Genomic DNA, 17830 nt, shown 5'->3' on the forward strand with positions numbered 1-17830 from the left:
GAATAAATTACCAGCAAATAGTGAATGGTTTAAAGTACGTTAGGTTGGTATTTTCTTATTTTTTCTTAAAAGTATTTCGTTTTATTTGTTTTACTTTGTTTTTTAAAAATATTTTCTTGAATTATGTCCAGACAAGCTCAATTCCGGCTTTTGTGTTTTTTCTTCATAGGTTCTCCGCTGTATCTGATCGCGCAAGGAACGGTGGCTTCCGAAAACGCCGTTGAAAAATGGGGGGTCTACGAGATTACCTTATCGGGGCCAACGGCTGGCAATCCCTTTACGGACGTTTGGCTAACAGCCGAGTTCTCGTCGGGTGAGAAGAAGGTGAAAACGACCGGTTTTTACGACGGCGACGGCGTGTATAAAATCCGGTTCATGCCGGAAGCGACGGGGCAATGGTCGTACCGGACATCCAGCAACGTCAAAGCATTGAGTGGAAAAAAAGGAAGCTTTACGTGCCACGCGCCTTCTGCGACGAACCACGGCCCGGTCAGCGTCCGGAACATGTACCACTTTCAGTACGCCAACGGAAAACCGTATTACCCCTTCGGTACGACGGCGTATGCCTGGACGCACCAGCCCGAGCCGTTGCAGGAACAGACGTTGACCACCTTGAAAAATTCGTCGTTCAATAAAATCAGAATGTGCGTATTCCCGAAAACGTACAGTTACGTGGAGGAAGAACCGGCCCTTTTTGCGTACGAAGAGAAAGGCCGCACCAAACGCCCCAACGGTTCTACGAAATACGAATGGGATTTTACGCGCTTCAATCCGGCGTTTTTCCGGCACCTGGAAAAGCGCATTTCAGACCTTGCCAAACTGAATATCGAAGCTGATCTGATCATTTTTCATCCGTACGACAAAGGCCGCTGGGGATTCGACAGCATGGGCGTGAAGAATGATTTATTCTACATCAAGTATCTGGTAGCCAGATTGTCAGCGTATCAGAATGTGTGGTGGTCGATGGCGAATGAATTTGATTTCATCAAAACGAAATCGCGTGAAGCCTGGGATGTCTACAGCAAAGCCGTGGTAGAAGCCGATCCGTATCATCACCTTTGTTCGATCCACAACGGCACGGAATATTACGACAACTGGAAACCGTATTTCACGCACGTCAGCATTCAGAACGGTTCGACGGTGGAAGATTTTGGGCGGGCGGTTCTGTTGCGCGATGCCTACCGAAAACCGGTGATCTACGACGAGGTCTGTTACGAAGGGAACCTCCCGCAGCGCTGGGGAAGGCTGAGTCCGGAGGAAATGACGGAGACGTTCTGGCAAGGCGTGATAGCCGGCACCTACGTGACGCACGGCGAAACGTACCGGACGCCGGGCGACACCATCTTCTGGGCCGAAGGCGGCCGATTCCACGGGCAAAGTCCGGCCCGGATCGGTTTTCTGCGAAATCTGCTGGAGCAGCAACCCGGCCCGGTTGAACTGGCGGACCCCTGGAAAGACCACCAGACCTGCCAGTCCGACAGCGCGCATTACCTGATTTATTTGGGGAAACAGATGCCGCCGGAATGGGTGTTCAGTCTGCCGAAAAAAGGCGCACCACCCACCGGAGCGGTTTTCAAAGCCGAACTCATCGACACCTGGAACATGACCATTACGCCCGTTTCGGACACCTTCCGGCTGGGGGAAGCCAAAGATTACCGGGTGTATGACGAAGGATTTAAGAGAATTCGCCTGCCTGCCAAACCGTATCAGGCGATTCGGCTGACGCAGATCAAATAGGAATTGGGTTTCGGTTTTTATGTTTTATTTGTGAATAGTGGGAATGGAGAATGAATTGGAAAAGAGACAAATCCAGCCCCCGGTTTCAACCGTGGGTCTTTGAGGACAAAACCGAATCTGCAAAAACCGTTTTAACGGTTTCAGGATCTCAAAACCGTTAAAACGGTTTCAAAATTTGGGTGGATATTTCGCGAAACCCCACGGTTGAAACCGTGGGCTGGGTAACAAACCGGAACGTTGATAATGAATCGATAGCGAAGGGAAAATTTCTTTTTGTTACTTTTGATAAATTCAGGAAGTTTAGATAAAACCGTATGCTACCGAATCAACGTCGGGATAAAATACTTGAATTGCTGAAGGAAGACGGCTCCGCCAAGATCGTCAACCTGGCCCGAATCTTTAAGGTGACGGAAGTAACGATTCGTCAGGACATTGAAAAACTGGAAAAAGACGGGCTGGTGATCAAGGACCACGGCGGAGCCTACCTGAAAAACGTGGAAGACCAGGTGCGGACGGTGTCGCTGGGAAATCAGGAGAACATCGACAAAAAGGAACGCATCGCGAGCAAGTGCCTGGAATTCATCGAAAGTGGTGACACCATCATTCTGGATTCGGGTTCGACCACCACCGAAATCGCCAAAAAACTGCGCGGCTACCGAAACCTCACGGTGATCACCAACGCCCTGAACATCGCCCTGATTCTGGGCGCCGAAACCGGCATCGAGGTCATCATGACCGGCGGGGAGTTTAAACCGCCCACGCTGTCGCTGACGGGCCAGAAAGCCGCCGATTTTTTCAAAGGCATCAACGTCCAGAAGCTGTTTCTGGCCACAGCGGGAATCTCGCTCAAGGCGGGATTAACCTATCCGAGCATCAGTGACTTAGTCGTAAAAAAAGCCATGATCGATGCCGCCGATGTAACCTATCTGGTGGCCGATTCGACCAAAATTGGCAAAAGTGCCTTCGCCAGCCTGGGGGCCTTGTCGCTGATCGATTACATCATCACCGACGCGACGATTCAGGAAAAATACAAACAGGTGTTCCACGACAACGAGATTGAACTGATCATTGCACCGTAGCGGATCACATCCATCTGCCGGCGGGTGAAGCAAAATAGGTGCAGTTGTTGACAACGTATCCACTATTGTCCTAACTTGGGGGCTCTGTGCCATTCGGTATGGAACGTTCTGTTTCTAAACTCCTAAACTCAAAAATACTCATGTCCGAGAAAAAGATTATTGCCATTTTCGGGGCTACCGGTGCCCAGGGGGGCGGACTTGCCAGAGCCATCCTCCATGATAAAAACAGTGAGTTTGCCGTTCGGGCCATTACGCGGGATACCAGTTCCGATAAGGCAAAGGAACTGGCCCAATTGGGAGCCGAGGTGGTCGTGGCTGACATTGATGATGAGCAAAGCCTGCGCCAGGCCCTGGAGGGGACCTATGGGGCCTTTTTCGTAACCTTTTTCTGGGCGCATTTTTCGCCGGAGCGGGAATACAATGAAGCCCGCAGCATGGCCCAGGCGGCTAAACAGGCCGGGCTGAAGCATGTGATCTGGTCGACGCTGGAAGATACCCGCGAGTGGATTCCCCTGGACGATGACCGGATGCCAACCCTTCAAGGCAAATACAAAGTGCCGCATTTTGATGCGAAAGGCGAAGCCGACCAGTTCTTTACCGATTTAGGCGTACCGACTACCTTCCTCCGGGCTTCTTTTTACTGGGAAAACTTCATCTATTTCGGAGCCGGGCCTAAAAAGGGACCCGATGACAGGCTGTATCTGACCTTGCCGATGGCTGATAAGAAGATGGCCGGTGTGGCTTCCGAAGATATTGGCAAAACCGCTTATGCCATTTTCCAGGGAGGTACGGAATTCGTTGGGAAGACCATCGGCGTGGCGGGGGATCAATTGACGGGTCAGGAAATGGCTGCGAAACTTTCCAAAGCGATCGGGCAGGAGGTCATCTACAACTACGTTACGCCGGAAGTATACCGGGGCTTTGGCTTCCCGGGAGCCGACGATATGGGCAATATGTTCCAGTTCTACCGTGATTTCGACGAGGTGTGCAACAAAGTCCGGGATGTAAGCTACTCCCGGGAGTTGAACCCCGAATTACAGTCGTTTGATGCCTGGCTGGAGCAAAACGCCGGGCGTATTCCGCTGGACTAAAGGCCCGGCTCAGAACATCGACTGGCTATTGGTGTTACTCAAACAGCCAGTCGATGTTCTTTTTATTACCTGCCAGGCCCGCATCAAAAACCGGGATGTCCTGATTGCCGTCCATAAAACCGAGCAGCAAACAGGCTCCTTTTCCCAGATTCAGGGTGTGCGTTCCCGCTTTGAACGAATACGTATGCACATTGACGGGCGGAAAGCCATCCACCAGAACGGCGTTCGAAATTTTGATTTCCGACTGCCCGTAGTCGTTGGCGCTGGCGTCGGTTTCCAGTTCCGGCGCGGGTAGGTAGTTGGGGTTCTTTTCGGTAAAAAAACCGACCAGCAGTTTGACGGGTTGGCTGGCCGTAAAGGTCAGGCTCGTGCGTTCCGACTGCTGTGTCGATTTTGCCAGTTGCAAGCCTTTCAGATTCTTCAATTCCTCCGCTACCGCAGCGATGGCAACGCTGGTATCGGAAAAAATACGCTGCCCTTTTGCAACGGCATACGTCTCCACCGTCGGGCTTTGAATCGTAACAGCGGCCGGGTTGAACAACACGGGCTGTTTGTCCACGGTAGCCGGAGCCGATTTCAGCGAGTCGATCACGGACTTAAACCGCGTCAGTTCTTTTTGGTAAACCGGCAGTATTTCTTCCCACGTTTTGAAGGTTCCATCGACACCCCGCATCGGAATTTTGCGCTGCTTCGTTTGCATACTGTTGGCGTACAGGTACGTATCTTTCGTTAGCTTCACCAGATCCGTATAATGTTCCACACTGCTTTCCAGCAGCGGAACGGCTTTTTCCAGATCGCGGACGTCGGTTGAATACTTGTATTTCAAAACCGCCAGGGCCGCCCGGGCTTTCTGGGCGTAGAAGTTCGCCATCGCATTCTGGGCGTAGACGTCATTTTTCAGACGGTCAAATTCAGCCTTGTTTTTAGTCACTGCACCAGCCGCTTTGTCAATGGCAGCCACGGCTTTTTTGCCGTGTTCAATCACTTCATCCGCCACCTGAACCGGCGTTTCGCCCCGGTGTTTTTCCTGTTTCGATTCCTTCTCGGCGTATTCGATAATCATTTCACCCTCAGGGGCTTCTGATTCATACATAAGCGTAAACAGCCCGTAGCGGAACGGATTGATGAGCTGCGTCATCAACATGCCCAGCGTGAGGGTCTGGCGGTTGCCGTCGGTGATGCCGTAGCGTCGCAACAGTTTCGGTGAAATCTCGCCGGTTTCTTCGTAGGCTTCCAGTACGTCCTTGCCTTTGTCGGACGGCAAACCGTATTGATCCGCCAGTTGGTTGCCCCAGTAGGTGACCTCTGTCGGCCGGTCCCGTTCAGAATTCCAGGCGTAGCGCGCCCAGGTTTTGTACCAGATCCAGTCGCGGTCGAGCTGGAGCAGGCGGGGAGCGGTTTTATCGGCGGTATAGGGCCAGTCCCAGTACGACGCCTGTGGGTACAGATGCAGGCCATTCGCGCCATACACTTTGTGCATCGCCTGAACGGACTTCTGAATAAAATCGGGCGAACCGTACCGGAAAGGCTCCAGATTGGCCAGAATATGCACATTTTCAACGTGAACCGTACCGATGCTGCTTAACGTCCGGTGCAAATCCGCCCATTTGCCGCGGGGCGTGTAGGTCGTCAGGGCTTCGCCATTGTACTTCGCCATCGTGTACAGATTTTTGTAGAGCGGCAGGGCGGCTTTCATCACGCGGGGCGCATCGGAATCGTGGGCGCGTAGCACAATCGGCGGTTCAGCAGTTTGGCCGAGGGCTTTCAGTCCGGCTTTGACGCCCGGAATAATCGTTTTGGTGAACCAGTCGACGTCATCCTGCCCGACACCTTCCATTGCTTCGCCGAGGGTGATGAGCAGGCCGACATTCGGGTATTTCTGAACAAACGCGGCAATGGATTTTTGGGTATAATCCGCGATGAGCGGGGTGATGGGGCGGTTTCGATCCTGGGTTTTGAGGTTGTGTTTTTCGGCAAACGGTTTTGAAAGAATGATGTTGTAGAACATCTGAATGACCCAGATGCCGCGTTTGTCGGCTTCGGCGGTCAGGAACCGGAACATTTCTTCGTTTCTCCGGAACGTCGCGTCATCTACTTCAACGGCGTAGGGATAGTCTTTCAGCCGAACCAGTGACGCAAAGGGGTGGCCGTTCCACAAATACAGGGAGTTATAGCGGTTTTCAGCCATCTGATCCAGGTACCGAATCCAGAGTGCTTTGTCATACAGCCACGGGAAGGTTTCGGGCGTGTACGGATATTCATACACCTCGCGACCAGGGAGATACACCGGTTTCTGAATGCCCACGGCCGTGCCCCGAAGCACCATTTCCGGCTGGTCACGCAGGCTGATCGTTTCGGGAAGCTGGCCGGTTTCGCTGATTTTTTCAGCCAGTTCCAGACAGCCGTACAAGACACCGGACGGGTCGGTTCCCGCAATCAGCAGCGGATTCTGCGCGTCTCTCCGAATGGCAAAGCTTTCTTTGACTGGGTTTGGGTTTGCCGTTAATCTATAACGCAAAGCAACCGGTTTGACGTTGGCATCAGACCATAACCCAATGACAATCTGCTGACTACCCTTCGCCGGAACGCCCTTGAAAAACGTAGTTTGATAACCGGCTTTGGTCAGCGCCTGTTTGAGTTTTTCGACACCAAAGGTGACGCGAACGTGGGCCGAAACCGGCGTGACGATGGTGACTTTTTTGCCGGTTTCCTGCGCAATGACTGATGCGATGCCTGGGAAGAAGAAAAGAATGGAAAATAGAAGAATTTTAGCGTAGCGGTTCATACAACAGGACTTAGGAACAGTACAAATTTACCCTGTTTAGATACCGGTAATCTCCAGCATTTTCTCCAAAAAATATACAATGTTAGCCTGGGCGGATGAATCCTCAAGTCTTCGAAATCGTATCTTCCACTTGAACCGGTTTTGATACCGGTGGAGTGATCTTGCCGCGCGTGAAGGAAATGAGCGCACCCGTCAGTACTAAACCGCTCATCGTCAGGTAGGCGTAATGCATTCCGAGCAGTTGGGCCGCCGTCGATTCGGGCGAGGCATCGTGTGCCAGCGCCCAGCGGTTGCGGGTGCTGTACCAAACGGCCGCAGCGATGGCAATGCCGACGACAAATCCCAGGTTGCGCATGAAGGCAATCATGCTGCTGGCAATGCCACGCTGGGCGATGGGGGCCGCGTTGAGGGCGCTGCTGCTGTTGGGCGACTGAAAAAGGCCAAAGCCCAGACTCACCAGCGAACTCCGCCAGATGACATCCTGCCAGGTCCAGTCGACGTCCAGAAACGAAAACGCAAAATAACCGCCCGCCGTGATCAGCAATCCGAAACTGGACAACCAGCGCGTGCTGATTCGGCTGGACAGATACCCGCCCAGCGGGGCCACCAGGCTGAGGGTCAAGGGACCAGCCAGCAAAATCAGTCCGGCGCGTTCGGGCGGAAGTCCCAGGAGTTGTTGCAGGAAAAAGGGAATGACAAACAAATTACCGCCCGATGCCAGAAAACCGCAAAAGGCTGCGAGAATGGCCGCTGTGTAGGGCCGGATGCGGAACAGGCTCAGTTGCAGCATCGGCTCCCGAACCCGCATTTCCCAAAACAGAAACAACACCAGCAAAACTGTACCGATGGATAGGAGTGTGACCACGAGCGGATGATCCCAGCCATACTGCGGTTCTGGCCCAAAATCCAGACCGGTGAGCAGGGAGATAACGCCGAACAGAAACAGCCCCGCACCCACCAGATCAAACCGTTGCCCGGTTACTTTCGGACTTTCCGGCAGGATGGTCCAGGCCCGCCAGATCGCCAGCAAACCGATCGGGACGTTCACAAAAAAGATGCTCGACCAGCCGAACTTGCCCAGCAGAAAACCGCCGATAACCGGCCCCGCGCTGGACCCGGCGGCCACAATGGAGCCCATCAGCCCCATCGCCTGGCCGCGTTCCTGTGGAGCAAAGGTGTCGCCGATGATGGCCGGGCCCACGGCAAAAATCATGGATGCTCCCAGCCCCTGAACCACCCGAAATCCCACCAGCGACCACAGGTTCCAGGCCAGCCCACACAGCAGGGAACCCAGCACAAACACGCAAAAACCGGTGATATAAAGCTGTCGTCGGCCCACCCAGTCGGACAGTTTGCCCATGATGAGCAACGTGCTGGTGGTGGTCAGGAGGTAACAAAGCACGATCCACTCGACGCTGTCGCCCGCGCCCAGTTCCCGCCGGATGGTGGGCAGGGCAATGTTGACGATGCTGCTGTCGAGTGTCGACATGAATGTTCCGAACATGATGGTGCCCAGAATAATCCATTTATTGGGAGAAGATGATGAAACCGCCGACGTTGTTGATGACACAGGAAAACGAAGTTACTTTGAGAAAGTAACGGGTTGTAGGGAAAGGTTGTTTGAATGAGGTATCGAAAGGATAACTATTATTTGTCATTCCATTTTACTGATGTCTTTACTTCTGAAATATCATCACATGTTGCTGGGGCAGTTTGGTATAGACGCTTTTCAGCCGCAAGCCGACGGTTTTCATTTCCTTCGTGGCCTGGGCGATGCTCATTTTGTGGTGGGGTTTGATGGGCACGTTCGGGTCTTCGGCGCGGTATTCGACCAGCACTACGCGGCCACCCGGTTTAAGCGCCCGGACGATGTTGGTCATCATTTCGCGGGGGTGTGAAAACTCGTGGTAAGCGTCGATCATCAGCGCCACATCGATGCCGTTGGCGGGGAGTTTGGGGTCCGTAATCGTTCCCAGAACCGGCTCGACGTTGGTCACACCTTTCTTCTTTTTGGTGGTATTTAGATCGTTAATCATTTCATTTTCAATATCGACCGCCAGGATTTTACCTTTCGGAACCTTGGGAGCCATCAGAAACGTGAAATACCCAGTTCCGGCCCCCACGTCGGCGACGACATCGGTCGGTTTCAGGTTCAGAGCGTCCAGCAGCAGATCGGTGCGTTCTTCTTGCTCGCGTTCCGGGCGTTCGAGCCAGGCGGCTCCCAAATGGCCCATGACCTGCGAAATTTCCCGGCCCAGGTAGGTTTTCCCGATGCCATCGTAAGCCGCTTTTCGATACTGATACACGCCTTTGGGCGAATCGGTCGTGGTAGCGGGTTGCTGACCGAAGCCTGATTTACAGAAGGACGTAATGAACAAAAGGAAGAGGCTGATGGATCGAAACGGGTTTTTCATGGCGGGCAGGAAATGAGCTATGGGTTGAACAAGCTGCAAAAGAAAGTGTTTATTTAGGGATTATTTTCCATCAATCCCGCTTTCTCATGAATCTAATTTTGCACCTGTTACTCGATGCCGCCGTGATTTTCGGATTGGCTTACATCATGCCCCAAGTGGACGTAAAAAGTTTTGGCACGGCCCTGCTGATTGCGGTTATCCTGGCCGCGCTTAATTTTCTGGTCGGCTGGATTATCCGCTTTCCGCTCAACCTGGTGACACTCTTTTTCTTAACCGGCATTGTGCGGATTGTGGTAACGGCTATTTTGCTGAAGCTGATCGATAAAATGATGGGTAGTTTCACCATTGCCGGATTCTGGCCCGCGTTGGTGATTGCGGTTTCTGTCGCCATTGCCGGTGCCATTGTCGACGGTGCCCTGGCCCCCTCCGAAGCGGTTGTGGAAGAACGTCAGCGGGAAGCGGTGCTGCTGACCCCCGGTGCGGAATTCGCTTATACTTTTAAACGGTAAGAAAACGTTTTAGAAAGTCCTAAAATATCAAATGTCGAATGATCAATGTAAAAGTTTTGCCAATCCGGCACTTTTACATTGATCATTCGACATTTGATATTTTAGGACTTTCGCTTTTGCCCCTAAATCCCCTAAAGGGGACTTATAGGATCCGGATTAAGTCGCGTCCAAGTCCCCTTTAGGGGATTTAGGGGCAAAAGCGAAAGTGTAAAGAATTATCAGACGTAAGCCTTATATTTAAAATTCTTCAGGAAAATTAATCTACAATTTTCAAATCGACCTGAATATTTCCGCGGGTGGCGTTTGAATAGGGACATACCTGATGTGCTTTCTCAACCAGTTCTTCCGCTTTTGAACGTTCTACGCCCGGAATCTGAACTTCGAGAACAACGGCTAGTCCAAAGCCGCCGTCTTCATTTTTACCGATGCTGACCTGGGCGGTGACGCTGGTCTGACCCGCTTCAACTTTCTGCGTGCGGATGATTAAGCTCAGCGCACTATCGAAACAGGCCGCATATCCGGCGGCAAACAGGGTTTCCGGATTCAGGTAGGTGCCACTCGGCCCACCCATTTCTTTCGGTACGCGGACATCAACATCCAATGCCCCATCATGTGATTTTACGTGGCCGTTGCGGCCTCCGGTTGCGGTGGCTTTCGCCGTATACAGTTTGTCCATGCTAAAAAATAAGTCACCGCCGGGGTTCGGAGGTGACAAACTCGGTTTTCAAGACAACTGGCTCCGGGTCGAAATGGTTGCAGAATACGGTTTATTTCGCTTTGCGAATGTAGATGTTGCCGTGCATGTTTTTCATCATCACCTCGCGACCCCCGCCGTTCACTTTCCCCTGAACCCAGTCGTCGATGCTCACTTTATACATGCCGTCTTTGCTGCTTCGGCTGGCTTTGGGCTGGCTTTTGTCAACGTCCACGTCGAAGTCGCTGAAGATTTCGCCCCGGTCGGATTTGAGCTTTACATCAAATTTGGCATTGGCCGGAAAGGTGACATCGACAGTGCCGTTGAGGGTGGAAAAGGCCATCGGTGCTTCGGAATTGACGTTTTTAAACGTTGCTTTCAGTTGACCATTGACGCTGTTGGCAACGGCAGAGCCGGACACGCCGGTCAATGTAATGGGGCCGTTCACGTTGTTGACCTCCAGTTCGCCGTTGACATTTTCAATGACAATATCACCGTTGTTGATCGTACTGACTTTGAGCGAAAACTGCTGGGGAACTTTGATGTTCAGCGTGACGGCCCGTTTGATGGAGCCTGAGCTTAACTCAATTTTATTGTTTTTCTCCGTAGCGCTTAAATCGAGACCGCCCCGGGTCGAAATCCGCTTCATCCCATTGGCTAGCTCGTCGGGTTTTTCATCTTTCTTTTTGCCGGTATTTGTTTCTGCCACGGCGTCCACCACGACTTCTTTTCCGCTGTAGCCAACAACGTGGATGGAACCGTTGATGATGCCGACGTGCAGGGAACCCGGTTTGTTGGGGTCGGTCAGCGGAATGGTGAGTTGTTCCTTGATGTCACTTTGGGCCAGCAGCGGTTGGATTTCTGTCAAAGAAATAAGCATGAACAGGGCGACTAGTATGCGATTCGTTTTCATGGAATTTTAGCTTGTTTTTTACTGGAATATAGAGGTGAATTTTGCCCCTAAATCCCGAAACGTCGGCCCGGCCTAAAGGGGACTTGGACGCCGAAACATCCGGATGCAAAAGTCCGGCAGCGGCCGACCGCCCTTTAGGGGATTTAGGGGCAAAAACCGCTACGATTGTTTTTTGATGTACACATTGCCGTTGAACGTCTCGAACTGGAGCGTTTGGCCACCGTTTCCAATTCGGATGGACGTATCCTTGTTGAGCTTGTAAACCGTACCGTCGCTCCGTTTTTCCTCCGTTTTGGTCACTTTGACGGGCAAAATTTCGGCATTGGGGAAATCGGTGTAGAAGTCACCCTGAAAACTTTTGAAGCTCAGATCGGCGGACAAACTGGCCGGATAACTGATCCTGATGTCGCCGTTCAGCGTGTAATACTTCGATTTCTCGGGCGGACTGACCAGGTAATTGGCTTCCACATTGCCATTGATCGTTCGGGCATCGGTGGCTCCTTTGATGTTGGTTAATGTAATGGCCCCGTTGACGTTATGGGCAAATAAAGAGCCGCTGACGTCTTTCACCGTTACATCGCCACCGTTCACCGTCGAGACGTGCAGGTTCATGGAGTAGGGGACTTTTACGGTAAAATCGAGCTCGTATTTGTAGTCGATCCGTCGGTGGTTGGTGCCATCTTTCCAGTTATTTCGATTCGGGCGCGAATCATAGGGCTGGGCGATGTAGGCAATGACGCTGTCGGCGTCCTGATCGAATTGAAGCAGAAATTCCTTCTTGCCCTGTTCCAGTAGCTCGCTCGTTTTGGCCCGAATGCTCCGGTCTACTTCCAGCACTATTTTTGTGCCCGAATAGCCTTCCACCTTAATAAAACCGCTGATGTTGTAGATGGCCAGCGTACTGCTGCCGGCGTCTTTCGATAGCGTAAATTCCTTGCTGATGTGGTCCTTAAACTCCAGGGTTTGGGCCGACGCAGCGGCACAGGAAAGCCCCAACCCTACCAGCAGGAGGGAGATAAATGGTTTCATATTTGTACAGATTATAGAGGTGAGATGTGAGAGAAAAGAGTAAAGACGTGAGAGTAAAGATGTGAGAGCAGAGAATAAAGAAGTGAGAGCAAAGAAAACGCGGATCGAGTGACAAGTCTTTACTCTCTTGTCTATCCTCTTTTCTCTTCTAGCTCAACTCCTTGATGGTCTGTTCGATTTTCACCTTGACGAAGTCGTTGAGGTTTTCCTGCCGGAGCAGTTGCCGAAGCGGTTTGAGCGATCGTTTTTCCTGGAGTTTCACCATCACGTCGGCCAGCGCGGATTGCACCAGGGGTGAATCCTGCCGGACAATCGAATGCACCAGTCCTTCCCGAACTTTCGGATCAGCCGCGAGTTGGGCCAGGGCTTCCAGCGTCACCAGCCGGACGTTTACATTGGAATCGTTGTTCAGCGTACCCAGCAGCGCTTCGATCACCTGCGCATCCACCTGCTCGATGTCTTTGGTGTATTCCACCGCCCGAAGCCGTTCCGTAGCCGAGGAGTTTTCGAGCAGTGACAGCAAAACCGTCTGCCGCATCTGCTGCACCTGAGCACCCAGGTCGTTGATTTGCTGCTCGTAAACCGGTGCTTTTTTCGCACTCAGCCAGTAGCCACCCGCCAGTCCGACCAGCACCAGCGACAGGCTGTAGGCGACCCGAATGGCGAGTTCGGGCGTCAAAAACCGCCGAACCCGGCGCAGGATGCTCTTCCACGAGCGACGACGTTTTTTAGTCTCTTCGATCTGTACCGTTTCCAGCATGGCGTAAAAACGGGCGCGGACTTTCTCGCCGGTTTCGGGCACCGGGACGTTGCCCATCGCCAGCCAGAGTTGGCGGGTCGCGGCCAGCTCCGTCTGGCAATCCGAACACTCCGCCAGGTGTGCTTCAACGGCGGCCCGTTCGGTGGCCGGAAGTTCATGGCTCAACAGATCGATCAATTGCTCTTTTGCGCTTTCACAGTTCATGTTTGTATGGGTTTCCGTTCGCGATGTCTAAAAATCAAGGACTTAGGCTTTTATATACACGCGTTTCAGTTCATTCATGGCCCGGTGAACACGAACCTTTACGGCTCCTTCGGTGGTGTCCAGAATCCGGGCAATTTCTTCGTATTTCAACTCCTGAAAACGACTTAAAATCAGGACTTCACGGTTTTCGGGACTCAGTTTTCGCAGGGCATCGTGCAGGGATGCCAACTCCTGTTCTTTCTGCATCGATTCATCGGCCGAAGTGCCACCGCCAATTTTCTCGACAAAATGAGCCACGTCATAATGGTGTAGCGCGTGTTTGTTTTTCCGGACGTGATCGGCCAGCACATTGCGGGCCAGGTGATACATCCACGTCCGAAACTCACCCTCGCCGGTGAACGTGTGCCGGTATTTCAGCATCCGGTAAAACACGTTCTGCACCAGATCCTCGCTCGCATCGGTCTGCCCGGTCATGTGATACAGGAAACCGAACAGGGCGCGGTGATACCGCTCGAAGAGCAGGCCCATCTTTTCCAGATTGCCGTCCTTCACCTGCAGCATAAGTGAATTATCCGTGAGCGATTTCAACCGGGCGTGTGTTTCGGGTTGGTCTAATTGGGTGTGGAAACTGCGGGAAGTTGGGAAGGTTACAGCCAGCAATGAAATTTTTTCGCCTTGTTTTTTGTAACTTGCTTACCATGATTTTCGACAACCATAATCGCCCCATCACCTATCTCCGTCTGGCCGTCACCGATCGTTGCAATCTGCGGTGCTTTTACTGCATGCCGGAAGAGGGGATCAAGTACCTGCCGAAGAGCCAGTTACTGACGTATGAGGAGATGGAACGGCTGGTGCGGGTACTGGCCCGGCTGGGCGTGTCGAAAGTCCGGATTACCGGCGGTGAACCGTTTGTCAGAAATGGGCTGATGGATTTCCTGTGGCGACTGAAAGCCACCGAAGGCATTGAAGAACTGAACATTACGACCAACGGCGTATTGACCGAACCGCTCGTGCCGGAACTGGTGCGGCTGGGCATCGGCTCGGTAAACCTCAGCATCGACACCCTCGACCGCGAACGGTTTCGGCAAATCACCCGGCGCGACGAACTCCCCGCCGTGCAGGGAACGCTAAACGCCTTGCTGGAAAACAAGATTCCGGTGAAGCTGAATGCGGTGGTGATGGAAGGGAAGAACATCGAAGACCTGCCGCTGCTGGCCGAACTCACCCGCAACCATCCCGTGGAAGTGCGGTTTATCGAAGAAATGCCGTTCAATGGCGAGGGGAGCCACTACCCGGTTTTGAACTGGACGCACCGGCGCATTCTCCAGGAACTGCAAACCCTTTATCCCGGTCTGGAACGTCAGCAGGATTCACCGTTTTCGACCGCGGCAACCTACCGGATTCCCGGGTATCAGGGAACCATCGGCATCATTGCCGCCTTCACCCGCACGTTCTGCGGTACCTGCAACCGTATTCGACTGACCGCGCAGGGAACGCTCAAAACCTGTCTGTACGACAACGGCGTGCTCGATGTTCGGGCTCTACTCCGGACGGGTGCAACCGATGCTGAGTTGACAGCCGCTTTCCTGAAAGCCTTTGCCCACCGTCCGAAAAACGGCTTCGAAGCCGAACACGAACGCGGTCCGGTTACGGAATCCATGTCGACGATCGGCGGGTGATGGAATTAAGTCTGGCAATTGCCCTTTAAAACCGCTCAGTTTTTTTCAATCCATTACGTTTTGCGTCGAACAAGTCGCGTAGCGACTCAATGTTTGTAGCCCGCAGATTGCCGCTTTGTTCGGTCGCTACGCGACCATGTGCCAGGTTGAAAACCACATGATGCTACAAACATTGGGTCGCTAGGCGACCAAGGAGGCTTTAATACTTTAGGGGATTCTTTTCAATGTAAATAATGGCAACCGGCTTTCACGCAATTCAAGGAACAACTCTATTTGTCCGAAATTTCTTTTCCTGTCCGCAAATGGACACTAGTTGTCCGCTCAGGGACAAGCCAATGCAGTAATAAAACCGGTCATTGCCATTCATCGATCTATGTTGCCTTTGATGTATTAGGTATTACATAGTACCTGTTATTGCCTAAAATTTGTTTGACTATTTGCAAACCATATACGTACTATCTCTCATGCTGCGTAACTACTTCAAAATTGCCTGGCGGAATCTGGCCCGCAACCGCGCGTTTTCGGCCATCAACATTGTCGGTCTGGCGTTTGGGCTGGCGTCCTGTCTGCTCATCAGCCTGTATGTGCTGGACGAATTGAGCTTTGACCGGTTTCACGAAAAAGCGGATCAGATCGTTCGTGTCATCTTTCGGGGGACGGTTCAGGGTGGAAAAATGAACGAATCGCACGTGATGCCACCAACCGCGCAGGCCCTCAAGGCGGATTATCCGGAGGTGCTGGAATCCACCCGCTTGCGACAGGCGGGGTCGCCAACGGTGGTGCTGGGCGACCAGAACTATACCGGTGACCAGATGGCGTTTGCAGACGCCAATTTCTTTCAGGTTTTCACGCTGCCTTTCCGGAAAGGTGACGCCAAAACCGCTCTGGTGGAACCGAATACCGTGGTTATTTCGGAGCAACTGGCGGCTAAATATTTTGGAAAAACGGACCCCATTGGCAAAACTCTGGCGTTCAAAAACGCATCTGCGGTTTTTAAAGTTACCGGGGTCATGGAGAAAATACCGTCTAATTCGCACTTTCACTTCGACCTGTTTGCTTCGATGGCTAGTTTTGAAGACGCGAAATCGCCTTCCTGGATGATTTCGGAGTTTTTTACGTACCTGGTTCTCCCGAAGGGGTACGATTACAAACAACTGGAAGCGAAACTGCCCCAAACCGTCGAAAAATACATGGGGCCACAACTCAAGAAGGCGATGGGCGTGAGCATGGCTGAGTTCCGCAAGGGCGGCAACGACCTGGGCCTGTACCTGCAACCGTTGACAGACATTCACCTGCATTCGTCAGATTTTGCCTACGATTTGGGAAATAATGGTGACATCAAATACGTCTATATTTTCGGAGCCATTGCCCTCATCATGCTGCTCATTGCCTGCATCAATTTTATGAACCTCTCGACGGCGAGTGCGTCCAAACGGGCTCGGGAAGTGGGCGTTCGGAAGGTGATGGGTTCTCAGAAGAAGGAACTGGTCTGGCAGTTTTTGCTGGAATCGGTGCTGTTGTCGTTCATTGCGCTGGTATTGGCCGGTCTCTTTGCATTTGCCGCGCTGCCGCTGTTTAATAGTCTGTCTGGCAAGGATTTAAGCTTTCAACTTGATGCGATTCCTACGCTGTTGCCCGGTATTTTGCTGTTCGGCCTGTTGGTTGGCGTTCTGGCGGGCAGTTACCCGGCTTTTTTTCTGGCGTCGTTCAAACCGGTTGCGGTGTTGAAAGGCCGGTTTACGTCCGGCAAAAAGAGCATTGGGTTGCGGAGTGGGCTGGTGGTCGTTCAGTTTTTCATTTCCATTACCTTGATGATCGGAACCACGATAGTCTACCAGCAACTTAGTTACATCCAGAATAAGAAACTGGGCTACAACAAAGACCAGGTACTGGTTTTACCGGACGCCTGGGCATTGGGGAAAAATCAGGAGGTGTTTCGGGACGAACTGCTCCGGGACCCGCGTGTGGCCACGGTCAGCTCGTCCGGTTATTTACCGGCGGGGCCGTCGTACAACAACAACTTTATGGTGTATCCCGATAACCAGACCACGCAGTTTGTAAAAACGGTGCGGTACGATGTCGATGTCAATTACATTCCGGCGCTGGGGATGGAGATGGCGGCTGGCCGGAATTTTTCGAGCGATTTCGGAACGGATTCATCGGCGGTTATTCTCAACGAAACCGCAGCGGCTCAGTTGGGCTGGAAGGGAAATGCCCTGAACCGGACGATCACCAATATGAACAATGAAGGGAATAAAGGTACGTACCGGGTGATTGGTGTTGTGAAAGATTTCCACTTCAAATCCTTCCACGAGCGCATTTCGCCCCTCGTGATGGTGTTGGGGAAGGGTGCCGGAACGATGATCGTGAAAATAAAAACCGACGATGTTACCGGTTTATTGGCCAGCATGAAAAATCAGTGGGATGTTTTCAAACCCGAACAGCCTTTTTCCTACTCGTTTCTGGACGAACGATTCAACGATACCTACAAAGCCGAGCAGAAAATTGGTCAAATTCTGGGTGTTTTTGCCGGTTTAACCATTTTCGTGGCCTGTCTGGGTCTGTTTGGTCTGGCTACTTTCACGGCGGAACAGCGGACCAAGGAGATTGGCGTCCGGAAAGTGCTGGGCGCGTCGATCGGCAGCATTGTCGGACTGCTTTCCAAAGACTTCCTCAAACTGGTGCTGATCGCGCTGGTGCTGGCTGCGCCGGTTGCGTGGTATGCGATGAGCCAGTGGCTTCAAAGTTTTGAGTACCAGGTGTCCATTGCGTGGTGGATGTTTGTGCTGGCCGGTTTGCTGGCGATTGGGGTCGCTTTATTCACCATCAGCTTCCAATCCATCAAAGCGGCATTGATGAATCCGGTGACGAGTTTGCGGGGGGAGTAGAATAGGAGAGGTGAGACAAGCGACAAGACCGGTATTGATCAACGGTTT

General features: G+C 52.4%; 14 protein-coding genes. 6 read left to right on the forward strand and 8 right to left on the reverse strand.

Translation table 11 applies throughout. The annotated features are described in order from the left end of the window. Window positions 1-123 precede the first annotated feature (123 nt). The 3 genes from DUE52_RS09010 to DUE52_RS09020 all read left to right on the forward strand — a co-directional run bounded on the left by DUE52_RS09010 (window position 124) and on the right by DUE52_RS09020 (window position 3907). Window positions 124-1737 (forward strand): DUF5060 domain-containing protein, encoded by a 1614-nt coding sequence (locus DUE52_RS09010; protein WP_114405657.1) that lies wholly within the window; start codon window positions 124-126, stop codon window positions 1735-1737. 314 nt (window positions 1738-2051) lie between these two features. Beyond that, window positions 2052-2816: a DeoR/GlpR family DNA-binding transcription regulator gene (locus DUE52_RS09015; protein WP_114405658.1), complete on the forward strand. Its 765-nt coding sequence runs from the start codon at window positions 2052-2054 to the stop codon at window positions 2814-2816. Between the two features lie 140 nt (window positions 2817-2956). Beyond that, window positions 2957-3907 carry an NmrA/HSCARG family protein gene (locus DUE52_RS09020; RefSeq protein WP_114405659.1) on the forward strand — a complete coding sequence of 317 codons (951 nt, stop codon included), beginning with the start codon at window positions 2957-2959 and terminating at the stop codon, window positions 3905-3907. A 34-nt stretch (window positions 3908-3941) separates the two neighbouring features. Here DUE52_RS09020 and DUE52_RS09025 read toward each other — a convergent pair whose 3' ends face one another. The 3 genes from DUE52_RS09025 to DUE52_RS09035 form a co-directional block, all read right to left on the reverse strand. Continuing rightward, window positions 3942-6692, reverse strand: coding sequence for an alpha-d-galacturonidase (locus DUE52_RS09025; RefSeq protein ID WP_114405660.1), 2751 nt, complete (start codon window positions 6690-6692; stop codon window positions 3942-3944). 103 nt (window positions 6693-6795) lie between these two features. Further along, window positions 6796-8262 carry an MFS transporter gene (locus tag DUE52_RS09030; protein WP_229312118.1) on the reverse strand — a complete coding sequence of 489 codons (1467 nt, stop codon included), beginning with the start codon at window positions 8260-8262 and terminating at the stop codon, window positions 6796-6798. 106 nt (window positions 8263-8368) lie between these two features. Next, window positions 8369-9106 (reverse strand): class I SAM-dependent methyltransferase, encoded by a 738-nt coding sequence (locus DUE52_RS09035; protein ID WP_114405662.1) that lies wholly within the window; start codon window positions 9104-9106, stop codon window positions 8369-8371. Between the two features lie 86 nt (window positions 9107-9192). On the opposite strand from DUE52_RS09035, the gene DUE52_RS09040 reads away from it, so the two are divergent. Next, window positions 9193-9615, forward strand: a complete 423-nt coding sequence (locus DUE52_RS09040) for a phage holin family protein (RefSeq protein ID WP_114405663.1) — start codon at window positions 9193-9195, stop codon at window positions 9613-9615. 256 nt (window positions 9616-9871) lie between these two features. On the opposite strand, the gene DUE52_RS09045 is transcribed toward DUE52_RS09040, so the two are convergent. From DUE52_RS09045 to DUE52_RS09065, 5 genes are all read right to left on the reverse strand, one after another. Continuing rightward, a complete protein-coding gene (locus DUE52_RS09045) occupies window positions 9872-10291 on the reverse strand; it encodes an organic hydroperoxide resistance protein (protein WP_114405664.1) in 420 nt (139 codons plus the stop codon). 91 nt (window positions 10292-10382) lie between these two features. Beyond that, window positions 10383-11222 (reverse strand): DUF4097 family beta strand repeat-containing protein, encoded by an 840-nt coding sequence (locus DUE52_RS09050; RefSeq protein WP_114405665.1) that lies wholly within the window; start codon window positions 11220-11222, stop codon window positions 10383-10385. Window positions 11223-11381: 159 nt separating this feature from the next. Next, on the reverse strand, window positions 11382-12251 hold the full coding sequence (locus DUE52_RS09055) for a DUF4097 family beta strand repeat-containing protein (RefSeq protein ID WP_114405666.1): 870 nt from the start codon (window positions 12249-12251) through the stop codon (window positions 11382-11384). Between the two features lie 148 nt (window positions 12252-12399). Beyond that, a complete protein-coding gene (locus DUE52_RS09060) occupies window positions 12400-13215 on the reverse strand; it encodes a HEAT repeat domain-containing protein (protein ID WP_114405667.1) in 816 nt (271 codons plus the stop codon). 42 nt (window positions 13216-13257) lie between these two features. Next, window positions 13258-13776, reverse strand: coding sequence for an RNA polymerase sigma factor (locus tag DUE52_RS09065; RefSeq protein ID WP_114405775.1), 519 nt, complete (start codon window positions 13774-13776; stop codon window positions 13258-13260). A 137-nt stretch (window positions 13777-13913) separates the two neighbouring features. Between DUE52_RS09065 and moaA the strand changes: the two genes are divergently transcribed. Next, window positions 13914-14894: a GTP 3',8-cyclase MoaA gene (moaA, locus tag DUE52_RS09070; RefSeq protein ID WP_114405776.1), complete on the forward strand. Its 981-nt coding sequence runs from the start codon at window positions 13914-13916 to the stop codon at window positions 14892-14894. Window positions 14895-15358: 464 nt separating this feature from the next. Next, complete coding sequence (locus DUE52_RS09075) at window positions 15359-17782, forward strand: ABC transporter permease (protein WP_114405668.1); 2424 nt, start codon at window positions 15359-15361, stop codon at window positions 17780-17782. Window positions 17783-17830 lie beyond the last annotated feature (48 nt).

Source organism: Larkinella punicea (assembly GCF_003334855.1).
In the GTDB taxonomy this organism is placed as follows: domain Bacteria; phylum Bacteroidota; class Bacteroidia; order Cytophagales; family Spirosomataceae; genus Larkinella; species Larkinella punicea.